The 17,012-nt window shown below is 69.4% G+C and carries 16 protein-coding genes, 1 tRNA gene, 1 pseudogene and 1 riboswitch; of the genes and pseudogenes, 10 read left to right on the forward strand and 8 right to left on the reverse strand.

Features of this window, described 5'->3' with window-relative positions; all coding sequences use genetic code 11:
- Nucleotides 1-254: 254 nt before the first annotated feature.
- A riboswitch (SAM riboswitch) is annotated at nucleotides 255-397 on the forward strand.
- Between the two features lie 12 nt (nucleotides 398-409).
- The 7 genes from thrC (at nucleotide 410) to F4561_RS24205 (ending at nucleotide 6,975) form a co-directional block, all read left to right on the forward strand.
- The gene (gene thrC / locus F4561_RS24180) at nucleotides 410-1,675 is read left to right on the forward strand and encodes a threonine synthase (RefSeq protein ID WP_184581938.1); all 1,266 of its coding nucleotides are present in this window, start codon (nucleotides 410-412) and stop codon (nucleotides 1,673-1,675) included.
- A gap of 65 nt (nucleotides 1,676-1,740) precedes the next feature.
- Nucleotides 1,741-2,016, forward strand: coding sequence for a ubiquitin-like small modifier protein 1 (locus tag F4561_RS24185; RefSeq protein ID WP_184581940.1), 276 nt, complete (start codon nucleotides 1,741-1,743; stop codon nucleotides 2,014-2,016).
- Between the two features lie 321 nt (nucleotides 2,017-2,337).
- Nucleotides 2,338-3,972, forward strand: coding sequence for a chaperonin GroEL (groL, locus tag F4561_RS24190; RefSeq protein WP_184581942.1), 1,635 nt, complete (start codon nucleotides 2,338-2,340; stop codon nucleotides 3,970-3,972).
- A 192-nt stretch (nucleotides 3,973-4,164) separates the two neighbouring features.
- Nucleotides 4,165-4,992: a FadR/GntR family transcriptional regulator gene (locus F4561_RS24195; RefSeq protein WP_184581944.1), complete on the forward strand. Its 828-nt coding sequence runs from the start codon at nucleotides 4,165-4,167 to the stop codon at nucleotides 4,990-4,992.
- Nucleotides 4,993-5,213: 221 nt separating this feature from the next.
- Entirely contained in the window at nucleotides 5,214-5,345 is a 132-nt protein-coding gene (locus F4561_RS33395; protein ID WP_281384114.1) for a hypothetical protein, read from the forward strand.
- Between the two features lie 216 nt (nucleotides 5,346-5,561).
- Complete coding sequence (locus tag F4561_RS24200) at nucleotides 5,562-6,536, forward strand: peptidoglycan recognition protein family protein (RefSeq protein ID WP_184581946.1); 975 nt, start codon at nucleotides 5,562-5,564, stop codon at nucleotides 6,534-6,536.
- Between the two features lie 220 nt (nucleotides 6,537-6,756).
- Nucleotides 6,757-6,975: a hypothetical protein gene (locus F4561_RS24205; RefSeq protein WP_184581948.1), complete on the forward strand. Its 219-nt coding sequence runs from the start codon at nucleotides 6,757-6,759 to the stop codon at nucleotides 6,973-6,975.
- Between the two features lie 42 nt (nucleotides 6,976-7,017).
- Here the strand turns inward: F4561_RS24205 and F4561_RS24210 are convergent, their stop codons facing one another.
- Complete coding sequence (locus tag F4561_RS24210; RefSeq protein WP_184581950.1) at nucleotides 7,018-8,403, reverse strand: MFS transporter; 1,386 nt, start codon at nucleotides 8,401-8,403, stop codon at nucleotides 7,018-7,020.
- 89 nt (nucleotides 8,404-8,492) lie between these two features.
- On the opposite strand from F4561_RS24210, the gene F4561_RS33810 reads away from it, so the two are divergent.
- Together F4561_RS33810 and F4561_RS33815 are read left to right on the forward strand one after the other, a co-directional pair.
- Nucleotides 8,493-9,095 carry a TetR/AcrR family transcriptional regulator gene (locus F4561_RS33810; RefSeq protein ID WP_184581952.1) on the forward strand — a complete coding sequence of 201 codons (603 nt, stop codon included), beginning with the start codon at nucleotides 8,493-8,495 and terminating at the stop codon, nucleotides 9,093-9,095.
- A gap of 23 nt (nucleotides 9,096-9,118) precedes the next feature.
- Nucleotides 9,119-9,445, forward strand: a pseudogene (locus F4561_RS33815) (SDR family oxidoreductase); the annotation flags it as partial.
- A 199-nt stretch (nucleotides 9,446-9,644) separates the two neighbouring features.
- Here the strand turns inward: F4561_RS33815 and F4561_RS24225 are convergent.
- From F4561_RS24225 to cysS, 4 genes are all read right to left on the reverse strand, one after another.
- Entirely contained in the window at nucleotides 9,645-10,196 is a 552-nt protein-coding gene (locus tag F4561_RS24225) for a TIGR03086 family metal-binding protein (protein WP_184581956.1), read from the reverse strand.
- 404 nt (nucleotides 10,197-10,600) lie between these two features.
- Nucleotides 10,601-10,673: transfer RNA gene (locus F4561_RS24230), tRNA-Thr, on the reverse strand.
- Between the two features lie 33 nt (nucleotides 10,674-10,706).
- Nucleotides 10,707-11,690: a 23S rRNA (guanosine(2251)-2'-O)-methyltransferase RlmB gene (rlmB, locus tag F4561_RS24235; protein WP_184581958.1), complete on the reverse strand. Its 984-nt coding sequence runs from the start codon at nucleotides 11,688-11,690 to the stop codon at nucleotides 10,707-10,709.
- 80 nt (nucleotides 11,691-11,770) lie between these two features.
- Nucleotides 11,771-13,174 carry a cysteine--tRNA ligase gene (gene cysS, locus F4561_RS24240; protein ID WP_184581960.1) on the reverse strand — a complete coding sequence of 468 codons (1,404 nt, stop codon included), beginning with the start codon at nucleotides 13,172-13,174 and terminating at the stop codon, nucleotides 11,771-11,773.
- Between the two features lie 150 nt (nucleotides 13,175-13,324).
- Here cysS and F4561_RS24245 point away from each other — a divergent pair, with 150 nt between their 5' ends.
- On the forward strand, nucleotides 13,325-14,890 hold the full coding sequence (locus F4561_RS24245; RefSeq protein ID WP_184581962.1) for a hypothetical protein: 1,566 nt from the start codon (nucleotides 13,325-13,327) through the stop codon (nucleotides 14,888-14,890).
- A gap of 133 nt (nucleotides 14,891-15,023) precedes the next feature.
- Here the strand turns inward: F4561_RS24245 and ispF are convergent, their stop codons facing one another.
- From ispF to phoU, 3 genes are all read right to left on the reverse strand, one after another.
- Complete coding sequence (gene ispF, locus F4561_RS24250; protein ID WP_184581964.1) at nucleotides 15,024-15,503, reverse strand: 2-C-methyl-D-erythritol 2,4-cyclodiphosphate synthase; 480 nt, start codon at nucleotides 15,501-15,503, stop codon at nucleotides 15,024-15,026.
- 28 nt (nucleotides 15,504-15,531) lie between these two features.
- Nucleotides 15,532-16,014, reverse strand: a complete 483-nt coding sequence (locus F4561_RS24255; RefSeq protein WP_123201860.1) for a CarD family transcriptional regulator — start codon at nucleotides 16,012-16,014, stop codon at nucleotides 15,532-15,534.
- Between the two features lie 326 nt (nucleotides 16,015-16,340).
- The gene (gene phoU / locus F4561_RS24260) at nucleotides 16,341-17,003 is read right to left on the reverse strand and encodes a phosphate signaling complex protein PhoU (RefSeq protein WP_184581966.1); all 663 of its coding nucleotides are present in this window, start codon (nucleotides 17,001-17,003) and stop codon (nucleotides 16,341-16,343) included.
- Between the last annotated feature and the right edge of the window lie 9 nt (nucleotides 17,004-17,012).

Here is a 17,012-nt window from a genome sequence, read left to right on the forward strand (position 1 = left end):
GTCGGGCGCCGCCGGGGTTCTGGAGGGTCCGCAGGTGGGGCGCCCGCGAGTGGCGGAGCCGACCGGGGCGGCACACCGGAGGTGCCCGAAGGTTCCCGGCTTCGGGGCGCCCGACCCGGCGAGCGCCAGCGAGCCCAGGGTCTCGGCCCTGCCCAGGGAAAACGGACCGGTAGCGACCCCCGCGATGGAAAACCGGACACGGCGTCGGTTAAAGTAACCAACGGATCCCGTCGGATCCGGAGACAACTACATATTGCTCATCCAGAGGGGTGGAGGGACCGGCCCTGCGAAGCCCCGGCAACCATCTCGGCGTGCGTTTCTCGCGGCACCTGCGAGGCGGCCGAGGCAGGTGCCAACTCCGGCCTGGGGTCAGATCGGCTCTAAGGGAAGATGAGGGGAGACGCCTCGCATGGTGATGACCGCCACCGAATCCGGAACGTCCGCCGCCCGCTCCTTCGGCCCCGCTGTAGCGCTGTCCTGTCGGGAATGCGGGCAGCAGTACGACCTGGGTCCGCGCTTCGCGTGTGAGCAGTGTTTCGGACCGCTTGAGATCGCCTACGAGTTCGGCAACGTCAGCCGCGAGTCCATCGGCCGCGGCCCGAACAACATCTGGCGCTACGCCGGCCTGCTCCCGGTGCCCGACAATGTCGCCGAGCTGCCGAACATGAACCCGGGGCTGACCCCGCTGGTTCGCGCCGACCGGCTCGCCTCCGAGGTCGGCCTGCGTTCGCTGCACGTCAAGGACGACTCCGCCAACCCCACCCACTCCTTCAAGGACCGGGTCGTCGCCATGGCGGTCGAGGCCGCGCGCACGTTCGGGTTCACCACCCTGTCCTGCTCTTCCACCGGGAACCTGGCGGGTGCGGTCGGCGCGGCGTCGGCCCGCGCCGGCTTCCGCTCCTGCGTGTTCATCCCGGCCGGGCTGGAAGAGGGCAAGATCGTGATGGCGGCGGTCTACGGGGGACGCCTCGTTGCGATCGACGGCACCTACGACGACGTCAACCGGTTCTGCTCCGAGTTGATCGGCGACCCCGCCGGCGAGGAATGGGGCTTCGTCAACGTCAACCTGCGCCCCTACTACGCCGAGGGCTCCAAGACGCTGGCCTACGAGATCGCCGAGCAGCTCGGCTGGCGGCTTCCGGAGCAGATCATCGTGCCGATCGCGTCGGGCTCCCAGCTCACCAAGATCGACAAGGGGTTCCGCGACCTCATCGCGCTCGGCCTGGTCGAGGACCGGCCGTACCGGATCTTCGGTGCGCAGGCCACCGGGTGCTCCCCTGTGGCGCGGGCGTGGGAGGACGGCCACGACGTCGTCCAGCCGGTGAAGCCCGACACCATCGCCAAGTCCCTGGCGATCGGCAATCCCGCCGACGGCCCCTACGTACTGGACGTCTGCCGCCGCACAGGTGGTGCGGTGGTGCACGTCAGCGACGCCGAGGTCGTGGACTCGATCAACCTGCTGGCCCGCACCGAGGGCGTCTTCGCTGAGACGGCGGGCGGTGTCACCACCGGTGTGCTGCGCAAGCTGGTCGCTGAGGGGGGCCTCGACCCGCAGGCCGAGACCGTGGTGCTGAACACCGGCGACGGCCTCAAGACGCTCAGCGCGGTCGATGCCGACGTCACCGCGACCATCAAGCCGTCCCTCGACGCGTTCAAGGACGCCGGGCTGCTCTGAACAGCAGCCTGACCGGGGACCTTCCACTATTCGTCGATCTCACCGAGCAAGGAGCATCCACAGCCATGAGCGTCAGCGTTCGCGTGCCGACCATCCTGCGCACCTACACCAAGGACGCGGCCGAGGTCACGGCCGAGGGCGACACCCTCAAGGCCGTCCTGGCCGATCTGGAGGCCAACTACCCGGGCATCCAGGCCCGGATCCTCGACGACTCCGGCAAGGTCCGCCGGTTCGTCAACGTCTATGTGGGCGACGAGGACGTGCGGTTCACCGATGGCCTGGACACCGTCATCGCCGAGGGCAGCCAGGTCTCGATCATCCCCGCTGTCGCCGGTGGGTGAGGCCAGCATCGCGAGCCCAACCACGGAGCCCGTGTCCGCCGGAACATCCGGGGGCGCGGGCTCCGCGCGTTCGACCGCGGTGACCTGCGAGTAACCGCCCGCGCGGACACGGTGAATTCGGGGTGAAGGCGTTTGCACTCCCCTGATCGGAGTGCTAAAAAAGGCGTTAGCACTCTACTTGAACGAGTGCTAATTCCAGGATCGAGACGATGAGGCCGCGGGCGCCGGCAGACGGGTTGCCGGGGAGAGCCGCGGTCGTCCGTCGCGGGCGTCGGCTCGTTCCTTCGCGTATCAGCCCGGTCACGGGAGGACAAGAAGTCTATGGCAGCCAAACTGATCGCGTTTGACGAGGAAGCCCGGCGCGGCCTCGAGCGCGGCATGAACACGCTCGCTGACGCCGTCAAGGTTACTCTGGGCCCCAAGGGCCGCAACGTTGTCCTTGAGAAGAAGTGGGGCGCGCCGACCATCACCAACGATGGTGTCTCCATCGCCAAGGAGATCGAGCTCGAAGACGCCTGGGAGAAGATCGGCGCGGAGCTCGTCAAGGAGGTCGCGAAGAAGACCGACGACGTCGCTGGCGACGGCACCACCACAGCCACGGTGCTGGCCCAGGCGATGGTCCGCGAGGGCCTGCGCAACGTCGCCGCGGGCGCCAACCCGGTCGGCCTCAAGCGCGGCATCGAGTCCGCGGTCGCTCGCATCAGCGAGGAGCTGGCGAACCTCTCGAAGGAGGTGGAGACCAAGGAGCAGATCGCCTCCACCGCCTCCATCTCCGCCGGCGACAGCCAGATCGGCGACACCATCGCCGAGGCGATGGACAAGGTCGGCAAGGAAGGCGTCATCACGGTCGAGGAGGGCCAGACCTTCGGTCTGGAGCTCGAACTCGCCGAGGGCATGCGCTTCGACAAGGGCTACATCTCGCCCTACTTCGCCACCGACCTGGAGCGCATGGAGACGGTCCTTGAGGACCCCTACATCCTCATCGTCAACTCCAAGATCTCCAACAACAACGAGTTCCTGCCCGTTGTTGAGAAGGTCCTGCAGGCGGGCAAGCCGCTGATGGTGATCGCCGAGGACCTCGAAGGCGGCGCGCTGCAGACGCTCGTCGTCAACAAGATCCGCGGCACGTTCAAGTCCGTCGCCGTCAAGGCCCCGGGCTTCGGCGACCGCCGCAAGGCCCAGCTCGCCGACATCGCCGTGCTCACCGGCGGCCAGGTCATCACCGAAGAGGTCGGCCTCAAGCTGGAGAACACCGAGCTCGACATGCTGGGCCGGGCGCGCAAGGTCGTCGTCACCAAGGACGAGACCACGATCGTCGACGGCTCCGGTGACGCCACCACGATCTCCGGCCGGGTCAACGAGATCCGCGGCGAGATCGAGCGCACCGACTCCGACTACGACCGCGAGAAGCTGCAGGAGCGCCTGGCGCGCCTGGCCGGCGGTGTCGCGGTCATCAAGGCCGGTGCTGCCACCGAGGTGGAGCTCAAGGAGCGCAAGCACCGCATCGAGGACGCCGTCCGCAACGCCAAGGCCGCGGTCGAGGAGGGCATCCTGCCCGGCGGTGGTGTGGCGCTGCTGCAGGCCAGCGTCCCGGCCTTCGCGAAGCTGGAGACCGAGGGCGACGAGACCATCGGCGCCGACATCGTGCGCCGTGCCGTCGAGGAGCCGCTGAAGCAGATCGCGATCAACTCCGGCCTTGAGGGCGGCGTTGTCGCGGAGCGGGTGCGCAACCTCGAAGCCGGCGTCGGCCTGAACGCCGCCTCGGGCGAGTACACCGACCTGTTCACGGACGGCGTCATCGACCCGACCAAGGTGACCCGTTCCGCGCTGCAGAACGCGGCCTCCATCGCCGGTCTGTTCCTGACCACCGAGGCCGTCATCGCCGAGAAGCCCGAGAAGAACGCCCAGGGCGCCGGTGCTGACCCGAGCGGCGGCATGGGCGGCATGGACTTCTGAGGAACATGGCGACCCGAGGAGGTTCGGTCGCGCGCCGCTCTACGCACGCGCGCGGCCGCCCTTCCTCACCAGGTCTTCGCGGACCAGGTACGCGTCCGTAGCCTGCGACGACAAGGGCGGTCCCCACAGTGGGGGCCGCCCTTGCTCATGCCCGGGGCGCAGGAGGGCCCCGATCGCCTTGTGGATCGGGTTATGCTCACGGTGTCCCACCACCACCCTCGTGTTCTGGAGCGCAGGATGGCCAACCCGCATGCGCCACGGTCGCGCCACGACACCGCGATGTCCGACAGCAACGAGTCCCCCCGGGTGCCCAAGGCGTCGGACGTGCTGGTGCTCTCGTTGCGGGCACGGATACTGGGCGAGGGGATGCAGCCCGGCGACGCGCTGCCGTCGGAGGCGGAACTCATCGAGAGCTACCAGATGAGCCGCGGCACGGTCCGCGAAGCCCTGCGCCTGCTGGAGACCGACGGCCTCATCTCGATCAAGCGGGGGCCCGGGGGCGGTGTCCGGGTCCGGCACCCCGACCTGAGCCAGGTCAGCCGCTCGCTGGCGTTGCTGTTCACCGCGGACCGGACCACCCTCGCGGACTTCCTGGCCTTCCGGATGCTCGTGGAGCCCGAAGCCGCGGCCGAGGCGGCGCGGTCGGCGACTCCCGAGCAGCAGCAGTGGCTCCTGGAGCTCGGCAGCCAGCCCTGCGAGGCGAGCCCCTCACTCGACTGGGCACCCCGCTTCCACGGCGCGATCGGCGAGTGCTCCAACAACGGCGTGTACCAGGTGATTCTCGGGGCGATGCACCGCGTTCTGGAATGGCACGTTTTCACTGAGGCGCTCAGCGCCAGCGACATCGAGCGGACCGGCGACGCCCACCGCGCGCTCGCCGAGGCGATCAGCCGGCGCGACGCCGAGCGGGCCGCGAAGATCATGCGCAGGCACCTGGAGAGTTTCGAGGCCGCGGTCGCCAAGCTCGGCAGGCTGCACGAGCCGGTCATCGCCCCCGACAGCTGGCGCACTCGCGCCTAGCGTCCCACGACAGCCAGAGGCGCACCCGGCGCACCCGGCCCCGGACCCCGGCGGCGCGGACGAGCCGGCTGGTCTCCGGCGTCCGCGCCCGAGGCCGCGGCAATGGGGCGCAGCGAGCCAGCCTGCCGCCCAGCTTTGGTGCACCGTCCACACCGCGGCACCCTGGCACTCTCCTCGCTGCGCTCGGAGTCGGGGGCTATGCCACCGTCGCCACCGCTCTCGTGGCGACCTATCCAGCGCCGCTGGCTTCCGCCATCCAATCCGGACTGCTCGTCCTGATGCTCGCCTCGGTTCTGCCCGCCACAGCGGTCTACCTCCGCGAAGACCATGACCGGGAGGTGGATCGTGGATGACCCGCGTCGAGAGTTCATCGCTCTGCTCGCTGCCGTGATCTATCCGGCCGGAGTCCAATTCCTCAAACGCCTGCGTACCCGGCTGAAAATGCGCGATCCTCTTCTTAAGGCCACCAGGCAAGAGACGAAGTCAGACACCGACCCTCCTGACCAGTCGGCATAGACCCCTACGACTTCCCCTACCTCACGAACCCGTCCAGCTCAGAGGAGTCTCCCATGCCGCGACCCTCCCGCCTCGTCTGGCGTAGTGACCTAGGGTGGCAGCCCAATTCTCCCGCGTCATCGTCCGACCCCAAGAACGGGTTGGTCATCCATTACGACAGCGCCGACCAGAACCTGGCCAACCGCGCCCACGCCGACTGCGTCGCCTACTGGAATCGCACCCGCGACTTCCACGTCAACGGCAACGGGTGGGCCGACATCGGGTACTCGTGGTTCTGCTGCAGCCACGGGCACGTGATCGAAGGACGCGGCCTGTTCAAGACCCAGGCCGCCCAGCGCGGGGCGAACTCCACCCACTACTCGGCCACTCTGGCACTCGGCCCCAACGACCCCATCACCGACGCCCAGATCGAAGCGGTGCGTGAGCTGCGTGCCTGGCTCATGGAACCTGAGACCAGCATCGCCGGAGACGTGTTCGGCCACCGCGACTTCAACAGCACCTCCTGCCCCGGCGACGCCGCCTACCGGCTCGTGCGGGACGGAACCTTCGCCCAGCCTCCCGGAAACATCAAGGAGAACGACGTGCCCACCTACGTCTCCGTTGACAAGACCGACGGCTCCCGCCGCGAAGAGCTGGCTCCCCACCAGTGGCAGCAGGTTTACTTCGACAGCAACAACTCCAGTGGCGCCGCAGACCACCACGGCGACGGTGACTGGCCGTCCCTGCTCCGAGGGCCAGCCGACTACACTGGCGACGTCAGCCTTCGCCTGTCCGACGTCCCGCCGGGCACCGAGTGCCAGGCCCGCGTTGTCGAGGTCGCCAAGCAGGACGACGACTGGGTTGTCGTCGAACGCGGGTACCCGGTGGAGTTCACCGGAAGCAACGGCGACACCTTCGTCACCATCCCCGCCTCCGGCTACGTCGCAACGGACCGGCGGCTCCGGGTTGAGGTCACCCATTTCGGCTCCGAGGAGAGCACACCGACCGTTGTCGGAGGGAAGGTCCGCTTCCAGCTCTGGGAACGCTGAGCCCGAGCGAGCACATGCCCGAGAAGCACCACCGTGACACGAACACACCACTCCAGCCGGAGCCTTTCTACACGCGCCACTACGGTCACTGACAGCCTGAGTGGAACCCGCCTTCGGAACGCTATGTGGGAGCTGTAAGTATCCGCTGAGAACACCCTTTACGCACTCATCGACGACTCCGACCAGCTACACCGCGGCCGACCCCGCAACCGGAATCCAGGTGAGCCAGGCCGCCGTCTCCGGCGCGGTCCGCCACCCCGTCCAGCTCGGGTTCCTCGACAAGGTGCGCCAGCCGGGCTCGCGCAGTGACCAGTACCGGCTCTACGACGACGGCGTCTGCTCGGCGATCAGCCTGCAGCGCATGCCCCTTCTCGACCGCTGGAAGGAGCACCGCGCCCAACTCCGCCTCGACGAGGAACCAACGCCCGAGCCCGACTAGCGGCGGGCGCGACCCCGCCCGAACAGGGCGGGGCTCGCTCGCCTAGTCGGCCTTCACGCGTCCGGGGGTGAGCAGAACCGCGATGACCGCGGCGATCACCGCGACGACCGCCGCCGTCGTGAAGCCGTGCGTGAATCCCACGAGCGTGGTGCCGACAAGGCTGGCCGCGGCGATGCTGGAGATCGCCGCCGCGCCGAACGAGGCGCCGAACTCGTGGAACGTGCTGACGATGCCCGAGGCGACGCCGGACTCGTGCGGCGCGACCTGTCCCAGCGCTGTGGCGGAGGCGACGACGAACAGGGCGCCGGTGCCCGCCCCAGCGACGGCGATGCCCACAACCGTGGTGACAGGCTGCAGGCTGACCGCTGGTACGGCCATTCCCACCGCGGCGACGATGAGGCCGAGTGCCGCCATTCGCCGGGCGCCCCACGGACCGAGGACACGTCCGGTGAGGTTCGCCCCCAGCATCGTGGCGCCAGCGACCGGCAGGAACAGCAGCCCCGTGTGCAGGGCGCCGTATCCCAGTGCGTGCTGGAAATAGAACGTACCCAGGAAGAACACGGCGATCATGAGTGCGGTCGCGATGAGGATGAGGAAGGTGCCGGTGGCCACCGGGCGCCGGGCGAGCAGGCGGATATCGAGGAGCGGGGCCGACGCGGCCCGTTGCCACAGCACGAAGACGACATAGCCCACCGCGGCCAGCAGCACCGACGCTCCCGCCACGCCACTGAGCCACCCATGCTCACCTGCGACGATCAAACCGTAGATCAGCGAGCCGGACGAGACGGTGACCAGGACCGCGCCAAGCACGTCCAGGCGGGGCCGGTCGGCCGGTGTGGATGACGCCGGCAGCATCGCCGACAACGCGACCATGATGCCGAGGCCGATCGGGACGTTGACGTAGAAGACCCACGGCCAGCCTGGGCCGGCGGTGAGCAGGCCACCGAGGAGCACGCCCAGGGCGGCGCCGCCGCCACCGAGCGCGGACCACACACCAAGGGCCTTGTTGCGTTCCTCGCCCTGGAACAGGGTGACCACGAGCGACAGCGCGGACGGCGACAGCAGCGCGGCTCCAACCCCCTGCGCGACCCGCGCGCCGACCAGCATGGCGGCCGAGCCGGCGAGCCCGGCGGCCAGCGACGCCGCGGTGAAGAGCAGCAGGCCCGCGAGGACCACGCGCTTGGCACCGACGAGGTCGGCGATACGGCCGCCGAGCAGCATCAGACCACCGAAGGCCAGAGTGTACGCGCTCACCGTCCAGGTAACGGCCTCGCGGCTCAGCCCGAGATCCGTCTCGATGTGCGGCAACGCGATTGCTACGACGGTCACATCGAGGATCAACATCAACTGCGCGACCCCGAGGAACCCGAGGATGCGCCACCGCGCGGGGAGTCCGCGTTCGATCGGAGGCGCTGCGGCGTGGGACATGAACTCTCCACATAGCTAGTTCGTACAGGGCAATACGAGTTACAACGCCGCAGCAACGCATACATTCCCGTACGGGTTAATCTGGATTCGTGTCCACATCCGCACCGCGCACCCGCCGACGGGCCGATGCCGAACGCAGCATCGCCCGAATCGTGGCGGCGGCACGCGAGCGCCTCAGCGCCGACCCGAACGCGAGTACCGAGGACATCGCGCGGGCCGCCGGCGTGGGACGTATGACCCTGTACGGCCATTTCCACGACCGGACCGAACTCGTCGAGGCGGCGCTCACCGAAACACTGCGGGCCGGTGAGGAGGTCCTGCGCGACGTCGACCTCACTGGCGATCCGCGCGAGGTGCTCAGGAACCTGCTCGGCTCCAGCTGGACCCTGGTCGCCGAGTCCGCGTCCCTGCTGGCCGCGGCCGACGGCGTTGTGCCCGACTCTCGGCTGCGGGAACTGCACGAGGACCCCGCGCGCCGCCTGGAAGAGCTCCTCCGCCGCGGCCAGCTCGAGGGCGTCTTCCGCGTCGACCTGCCGCTGCCGTGGCTGGTCAGCGCCATCCACTACCTGCTCCACGGCGCCGCGTCAGAGGTACGGGCCGGGCGGCTCCCCGCGTCGGATGCGGCGGAGATCGTCACGAGAACCGTCGAGTCGGTTGTTCTCCCCGCCAGTGGCGCGGACCGGGACGAGTAGCGCCAGGCAACGCTCCTGCGCGAGCAGGGCCCGAGGGCGCGGCGCGGACGGAGCGCGAGATGGGCCGGCTGCACCCGTTGGGCCGGGGCGGACATGTCGAGGAGGTCGCGGCCGCGACCTCCTACCTGCTTTCCAACGAGGCGAGTTTCATCAACGGCGCGGTCCTTCCCGTCGACGGCGGCCGATCGGTACTCGGCCGCGCCCCCGAAGAGCGGCCGGCCTCTTCGCCGCGACCTCTGGCCCTCTTGGCCACCGAATGCGCCGCTCGCACCCGGCCGGGCGAAAGGCGGAGTGCATGGCCGAGCGCGAAACCGGAGCGGAGGTCATCGCCCCGGCAGCAGCCCTGTTGACTTCTCCCTCGCACTGGACCCGGGCGGTGCGTTCCGTACGGCTCGACCCCGCGAGCTCACGGCGGCCGAACTGCGCCTCGAACGCACGCTCACCGAGTACGGCCGCCTGTCCGCCGCGGTACACACCTGGCCTGACGACGCACGAAACCGGAATCCGTCCCCCGCACCGCACCTCTCGTCGTCCAGGAGGGACACCGGCCTACCAGGCCCGCCGTCCCAGGAACGCCAGCAGCTGGATCTGCTCGCTGGCGCCGTCCGGGGGCGTGATCTCCGGCCCGCACACGCCGTCGCGGCGCAGGTTGGCGCCGAAGGCGGTGGTTCGCTCCCGTGCCCAGCGCACGTCCGACAGGCTCAGCTCCTCATCGAGCCCGGTCGCCCGCGCCAGGTCCCACCGATGCACGATCAGGTCGAAGCGGAGGAACGTGTTGACGGCGTCGTCGAACCGGGTCCGGCCCCACAGCCCGTCGAACTCCGCGCCGGCACGGTCGGGGTCGTCCAGATCGGCCTGGACAACCTTACGCGCGGCCTCCCACGCCGCCGCCGGATCGTCGTCCACTGACGGCACCGGGCCGAACTCCCGGCCGACCAGACCGAGGAACATGCCCTGGGTCTCGATGACGTGGCGTACCACGTCCCGGGCAGTCCAGCCCTCGCACGGCGACGGATTCTCCCAGCGGTCGGGGCGGACGGCGGCGATGGTCGCCGCGAAGTCATCTCCCAGTCTCGCGTACTGCATGGAGATCTCGGTCATTGCCTAATACTCCTTCCGGTTCGACGGCCAACGCCTGCGCTGCCATCCTGGCCCGGCCGGGGTACCACGGTCTTGCAGAAACGCGACACCGTCCCTGCTCACCTGCGCCGCCGATCCTGGCGGCGAGCAAGGAGGCACGAGGAACCGGGCCGCGACAGCCCCTTGCGCCGGAGGCCGCTGATCCCGCGAAGCGATCGGGAAACGGTGTGCGCGTACCTCCCCGTCTCCCGCGGGCCGGCTCGACACGGCGCGGGTGGCACGGCTGGCCGGGGGCGCCCCCAGCCGCTGCGGTAGCACGAGCGAAGCGATTGCTCTCGTGGGCAACGAATGTACAACGGCCACCCGGGACACCCGGATGGCCGTTTCTTATACCGCCTATGACCTGCGATTTCGAGCGCAGTAAGAGCCGGCAAGGGGATTTGAACCCCTAACCTATCGCTTACAAGGCGATTGCTCTGCCGATTGAGCTATGCCGGCTGGTGTCCGCGGCACCCAGTGGCATCGTACCGGTTACCGGCTAGCGGACGCGCGATGTTGGGCTACCTCGTAGAGGGTAATACCAGCCGCCACCGAGGCGTTAAGGGACTCCGTTCCGCTGATCGGGATTCCGGCCACCGTGTCGCAGGTCTGGCGGACCAGTCGGGACAGGCCCTTGCCTTCCGAGCCGATGACGATGACGAGCGGCCCGCTCGCGAGGTCCAGGTCGCGGACTGTGCTTTCACCGTCGGCGGCGAGGCCCGCTATGAACAGGCCGGCGCGCTTATAGCTCTCAAGGGCACGTGTCAGGTTGGTGGCCTGCGCGATCGGCATCCGGGCGAGGGCGCCGGCCGAGGTCTTCCAGGCGCCCATGGTCACGCCCGCGGACCGGCGTTCCGGGATGAGCAGGCCGTGGGCGCCGAACGCCGCCGCCGAGCGCGCGACCGCCCCGAGGTTGTGCGGGTCGGTGACGCTGTCGAGCGCCACGACCAACGGCGGAGTGTCGGCCGCCTGGGCCGTCTCCAGCAACCGGTCGGAGTCCCAGTAGTCGTAGGGCGGCACCTTCAGCGCGATTCCCTGGTGCGCGGCACCCGGCTGCCCGCTGCCCTCGCACCGGCGGTCCAACTGGGCCTTGGAGATCTCGTGGATCTCCACCCCGGCCTCGCCGGCGAGGCGGGCCGCCTCGGCGATCCGCGGATCCGTCTCAAGGCTGTTCGCCAGGAACAGCCTGCGCGCCGGGACCCCGGCACGCAGCACCTCGAGCACCGGGTTGCGACCGACCAGCAGCTCCGAGCCACCGCCCTCGCGGCCCGGGGTGCCGGGCGGACCGGTACCGGTATCGGGGCGGGGGGCGGCCGCACGCGCGCCCTGCTGCGGTCGGCTCGCGGCAGTGGACTGCTTCTTGCCGTACCAGTGCCGCTTCTCCTTGGGAAGCGTGGTCTTCTTGCCTTCGAGCGCGCGCTTCCCCTTGCCGCCGGTGCCCTTCGTGGGCCCCTTCTTGCTCTTCTTCGCCGGCATGAGAGCCGTCCTCCCCAAATTTGCTGTACGTGCGGGCATGCCGGAAGCGCCGCGGACGCGGTCCCGCCCTTGGTGGGCCGTCAGCTGTTCCGGAGCTCCCAGCGAGGGCCGTGCGGGGTGTCCTCGACGGTGATCCCGGCCTCGGCAAGCTGATCGCGGATTTCGTCGGCCGCGGCGTAGTCCTTGCGCTCCCGCGCCGCCTGCCGCTGGTTCAGGGCCACGGTCACCAGCGCGTCGACCACGCCGCGCAGCCCGGTGTCGCCCGCCTCGGCCCACCGCTCGGACAGCGGGTCGAGGCCGAGCACCCCGAGCATGCTGCGCAGCCGGCCGGTGATCTCGGTGACGCGTTCCTTGGCGCCGTCGGCGAGCGCGGAGTTGCCGTCGCGCACGTGGCCGTGCACGAGCGCCAGCGCCTGCGAGACACCCAGGTCGTCGTCGAGTGCCGCGGCGAACGGCTCGGGCACGTCGTCGCTGGGTGCCACATCGCCGACGACCTCGACCGCGCGGGTCACGAACCCCTCGATCCGCTGGTACGCCGCCGCGGCCTCGCGCAGCGCCTCGGCGGAGTAGTCGATAACCGAGCGGTAGTGCGCCTGCGCGAGGTAGTAGCGCAGCTCGACCGGGCGGACCTCGCGGACGATCTCCGGGATCAGCAGCGAGTTGCCCTCCGACTTGCTCATCTTCTCGCCGCTCATGGAGAGCAGGCCGTTGTGCATCCAGAAGCGGGCGAACCCGTCTCCCGCCGCGCGCGACTGCGCCGACTCGTTCTCGTGGTGCGGGAAAACGAGGTCGACCCCGCCGCCATGGATGTCGAACGTCGGCCCAAGGTACTTCGTGGCCATCGCCGAGCACTCCAGGTGCCAGCCGGGCCGCCCGCGCCCCCACGGGGTGTCCCAGCTCGGCTCGCCGGGGCGCGCGCCCTTCCACAGAGCGAAGTCGCGCGGATCGCCCTTGCCCAGGTCGCTGTCGGTGTCGCCGGCGCCGCGCATCTGGTCGAGCCGCTGGTTGGACAGCTCCCCGTAGTCGGGGAACGAGGTGACGTCGAAGTAGACGTCACCGGAACCGTCCCCGGCGGGGTAGGCGTGGCCGCTCTCGATGAGCCGCCGCATCAGCTCGATCATCTCGGGCACGTGCCCGGTGGCACGCGGCTCGACCGTGGGGGGCAAGCAGTTGAGGATGTCGTAGGCCCAGGTGAACGCGCGCTGGTTCCGCTCGCTGACCTCCCACCACGGGACGCCCTCGGCGTGCGCGGCATTGATGATCTTGTCGTCGATGTCCGTCACGTTGCGGCACAACGTGACGCGGTAGCCGCGGTAGCTGAGCCAGCGACGCAGGATGTCGAAGTTCACACCGGAGCGGATATGCCCAATGTGCGGCGGCGCCTGCACCGTGGCACCACACAGGTACAGCGAGACGCACCCCTCGCGCAGAGGTGTGAAATCGCGGACCTGGCGTGCTCTGGTGTCGTAGAAGCGCAGACTCACAGTGCCAAGGGTAGCCGTTTCAGCGTGCTCTATGAGCGCGATCGACGGACACCGGACCCCGGGATCGCAACGCCGGATCCGGCCCGGTGCTGGACACATTCCACAGATCCTCGTGTTCGCGGCACACGCTGAGCTACGCTTCTGCGCACGATGGCCGCTAAAACCTCCACAACCGCGCACGAGCCACGGACCTCGCCACGGACCTCCAGCAAGGGGGCCCGGTTCGCCGCGATCGCCTTCACCGGTCTCGGCGTCGCGGTGATCGCCGCGTGTGCCGTGCTTCTCTCGTACAACGGCATCTACCAGATCGCCCGCCAGGGCAACGTCGACCCGCGCTACGCGCACATGTACCCGGGTGGCTTCACCCTGCTGCTGCTGATGGCGTTCTGGATCAGCTTCCTGCTCCGCGACGCCCCGCGAGTCCGGCGACTGGGCGTCGACGCGATCATCCTCGCACTGATCCTGTTGGCGGCGTTCGCCAGCGCGCTCGAACCGCTCGGGTACACGCTCATCCCGAAGTGGGCGGTCGTGGTGACCGCCGTGGCCCCATGGGTCGCGTTGCTGATCGCGTTCCGCATCTGGCTGTGGATGGTCTCCCACCTCCGCGGTGAACGTGCCGGTGCACCGCGCCGGCCTCGTGCCGCCGACCGCCCGGAGACCGCCGACACCGCGCCTCTGCCCGCGGAACCGGCGCCGAGGCCCGCAGACTCGGCAACACCCCCGGAAGGTACGCCCACCCAGACCACGGAGCCGACCGCGTCTCCGGAGCGCGGCCCCGCCTCCTCGGGGCCGGCGCTGCTGTGGCCGCGCGCCGAGAAGCGCCGTTCCGCCCCGGAGTCAGGGGTGCGCGTGCTGGAAGGCGAGGACGCCGAGACGCGCAGCGAGGCGAACAACCGCACCGAGGCGCCCGAGGCCCGGACCTCCGCGGCGGCACCCGAGAGCACGGCCCCGGCAGAGAGCATAATCCCCTTCTCGCGGTCCGCACCCGAGACCGAGGCCGCTCCCGAACCCGGTACCGAGGCCGAGGCTGAGACCACCGGATCCGCGGCTCCGGAGAGCGCCACCGACTCCGGCCCGACCACCCGTGCCTCGGAGACCACGGACAACGTTCCGGCATCCGAGACGGACCCGGCCGCCTCCCCCGCTCCAGCGCCCGCCGACTCCGCCGCCTCCAACGAGTCGCAGCCCAGCGCGGACTCTGATTCGCCCACACTCGGGCAGCTTCTCCGCCGCGCGCTGCTGCCCCCCGGCGAACAGGATCCCGTCGGGGCGGCGCCGGAGCAGGCAGAGGCGGAGCCCGACCCGCCCTTCCAGGGTGACCTGCCCAAGCGCACGCCGCAGCCGGCCAGGAGCCCGATCAGGGAGGCCGCCGAGGCTCCCGAGCCCGTCGATCCACCGGCCGCGGCCGGCTCCCTCGCGGGGCAGGAAGGCACTGCGGACAACGAGGACGACGGCCGTTTCTTCGGTGCCGCCGAGGACGGTTTCATCCACGAACTCCCGGCGGGCGATCCGACCAGCGACGAAGCCGACCCCCGCGGGGAGTGGGCGCCGGATCCGGCGTCCGAGCCCGGGGCCGGGACCGACACCGCCAACCGGTTGGGGAAGCGCCCGGTGGCTCTCCGGCCGCGCCGGTCGCCCATGCAGGGCTTCTCGGCCGACCCGCCGTCGGGCCGGGTCCGCAGCGAACCCACCCCGCCGGAGGAGCCCCGCGAGTAAGCGACGCCCGGGCCCGTACGCGCCGCAGTTGGACAGCAACGCCCGCGGTCCGGTGCGGCCCTGGTGCGGCCGTCCGGCCCTACCGCGGACGGCCCGTGAGCTCTGGGAGGGGTTTCACCGCGGACCCGCCGGCTCACTCGTGGGGCGCGCACAGCGCGGTGGCCACCGCCGCGATGCCCTCGCCCCGGCCGGTGAGCCCGAGACCGTCGGTGGTGGTCGCCGAGACCGTCACTGGGGCTCCCGCGGCCTCGGAGAGCACCCGCTCGGCCTCGGTCCGGCGCGGTGCGAACTTCGGCCGGTTGCCGATGATCTGGATCGCGACGTTGCCCACCTCGAACCCGGCGGCCCGCACGCGGGCCGCCGACTCCGCCAGCAGAGCGACCCCGGAGGCGCCCCGCCATCGCGGGTCGGCGGTACCGAACTGGGACCCCAGGTCGCCGAGGCCCGCCGCCGAGAACAGCGCGTCACACCCCGCATGGGCGGCGACATCACCATCAGAATGGCCGGAAACGCCTTCCTCATCCGGCCATTCCAGGCCGGCGAGAAACAGAATGCGTCCCGACATAAAAGGGTGGACGTCGGTTCCGACGCCCACCCGCGGAATTCTCGGCATGAAAGCAACGCTTCTTCGATAGCCTTGGTCAGTCGGTGAGAACCTCGTCGAGAAGTGCCTCGGCCTTGTCCTCATTCGTCTTCTCGGCAAGCGCGAGCTCACTCACCAGGATCTGCCGGGCCTTCGCGAGCATTCGCTTCTCTCCCGCGGAAAGACCGCGCTCCTTGTCGCGCCGCCAGAGGTCGCGCACGACCTCGGCTACCTTGTTGACGTCCCCGGACGCGAGCTTCTCCAGGTTCGCCTTGTAACGCCGGGACCAGTTGGTGGGCTCTTCCGTGTGCGGTGCGCGCAGCACCTCAAATACCCGGTCCAGGCCGTCCTGACCTACCACGTCGCGAACCCCGACCTCTTGGGCGTTCTCGGCGGGCACGCGTACCGTTAGATCACCCTTGTCGACCTTGAGAACGAGATAGGTTCTATCTTCGCCCTTAATAGTGCGAGTCTCGATCGCTTCAATACGAGCAGCCCCATGATGGGGGTAGACAACGGTGTCGCCGACCTTGAAAGTCATGTGACAAGTACCCCTTCCGCTACCACAAGGGTACCACGAATCCGTGACTCAACGTACCTATTCGGTTTGCGAACGCGCAGGTCAGCGCCACAATTTAGGTCTTGACAAACACCACTCGGGGTGCTCCGGGGCGGAGCACCCGAGGTCAACACCGCGTCACTCCGGGTCCTGAGATGGCCGGGCTCCCCTACCGGAAAGAGGAAACCGAAGGGGCCGCCGGCCACCACCGCTCCACCACGCGTCCCTCACGGCACCCGCACACCGCGGACTGTGATCTTCCTCATAGTACCGGGAGGTCGGTCGGATGGGTACCCGCAGGGGTCTGACTACACCTCGCGCTCGTGATCGTCGACCTTCTCTCCCGTCACCATATAAACGAGGTTGTCGGCAACGTGCACGGCATGGTCGCCGAACCGCTCGTAGAACCGCCCGGCGAGGGTGACGTCCATCGTGGCCTCCACCCCGTGCTTCCAGCCCGGGTCGAGGATGCGCTTCAGCAGCTTGCGGCGGAGCTTGTCCATGCGGTCGTCATCGGCGTCGAGCTCCCTCGCGGTGTCGGCGTCGCGGTCGTTGACCACCTCACCGGCCTTGATCACGAGCAGCTCGGCCTGGTGGCCCATCTCCAGCACGATGGAGCGCAGCTCGGCCGGGATCGCTGACTCGGGGTGCCGGCGGCGGGCGATCTTGGCGATGTGCACGGCATGGTCTCCCATGCGCTCCAAGTCCCCGGCCATGTGCAGCGAGGTGATGACCGTGCGCAGATCCTTGGCTACCGGCTGCTGGCGAGCCATGAGCTCGAACGTGCTGGTCTCGATCTCGTCGTCTAGCCGGTTGATCTGCTCGTCGCCGGAAATCACCTCCTGGGCGGCGTTGAGGTCGGCATCGAGCAGAGCGGTTGTCGCGCGGGCAATTGCGTGCCGGGCCAGCCTCGTCATCTCGATGAGGCGTTCACTGAGGGCTTCAAGCTCCTCATGGTAGGTGTCGCGCATAATTCACAT

This window comes from Lipingzhangella halophila (genome assembly GCF_014203805.1).
Classification (GTDB): Bacteria; Actinomycetota; Actinomycetes; order Streptosporangiales; family Streptosporangiaceae; genus Lipingzhangella; species Lipingzhangella halophila.

What these genes read in the sequence shown, in the direction of transcription:
- rlmB (WP_184581958.1), bottom strand. Translation starts at nt 11,690, where the DNA reads ATGCCGGCGAAGAAGAGCAAGAAGGGGCCCACGAAGGGCACCGGCGGC.
- F4561_RS24200 (WP_184581946.1), top strand. Translation starts at nt 5,562, where the DNA reads ATGCCGCGACCCTCCCGCCTCGTCTGGCGTAGTGACCTAGGGTGGCAG.
- F4561_RS24255 (WP_123201860.1), bottom strand. Translation starts at nt 16,014, where the DNA reads ATGACTTTCAAGGTCGGCGACACCGTTGTCTACCCCCATCATGGGGCT.
- F4561_RS24225 (WP_184581956.1), bottom strand. Translation starts at nt 10,196, where the DNA reads ATGACCGAGATCTCCATGCAGTACGCGAGACTGGGAGATGACTTCGCG.
- F4561_RS24245 (WP_184581962.1), top strand. Translation starts at nt 13,325, where the DNA reads ATGGCCGCTAAAACCTCCACAACCGCGCACGAGCCACGGACCTCGCCA.
- F4561_RS24185 (WP_184581940.1), top strand. Translation starts at nt 1,741, where the DNA reads ATGAGCGTCAGCGTTCGCGTGCCGACCATCCTGCGCACCTACACCAAG.
- thrC (WP_184581938.1), top strand. Translation starts at nt 410, where the DNA reads ATGGTGATGACCGCCACCGAATCCGGAACGTCCGCCGCCCGCTCCTTC.
- ispF (WP_184581964.1), bottom strand. Translation starts at nt 15,503, where the DNA reads ATGCCGAGAATTCCGCGGGTGGGCGTCGGAACCGACGTCCACCCTTTT.
- groL (WP_184581942.1), top strand. Translation starts at nt 2,338, where the DNA reads ATGGCAGCCAAACTGATCGCGTTTGACGAGGAAGCCCGGCGCGGCCTC.
- phoU (WP_184581966.1), bottom strand. Translation starts at nt 17,003, where the DNA reads ATGCGCGACACCTACCATGAGGAGCTTGAAGCCCTCAGTGAACGCCTC.
- F4561_RS24195 (WP_184581944.1), top strand. Translation starts at nt 4,165, where the DNA reads ATGCTCACGGTGTCCCACCACCACCCTCGTGTTCTGGAGCGCAGGATG.
- F4561_RS24210 (WP_184581950.1), bottom strand. Translation starts at nt 8,403, where the DNA reads ATGTCCCACGCCGCAGCGCCTCCGATCGAACGCGGACTCCCCGCGCGG.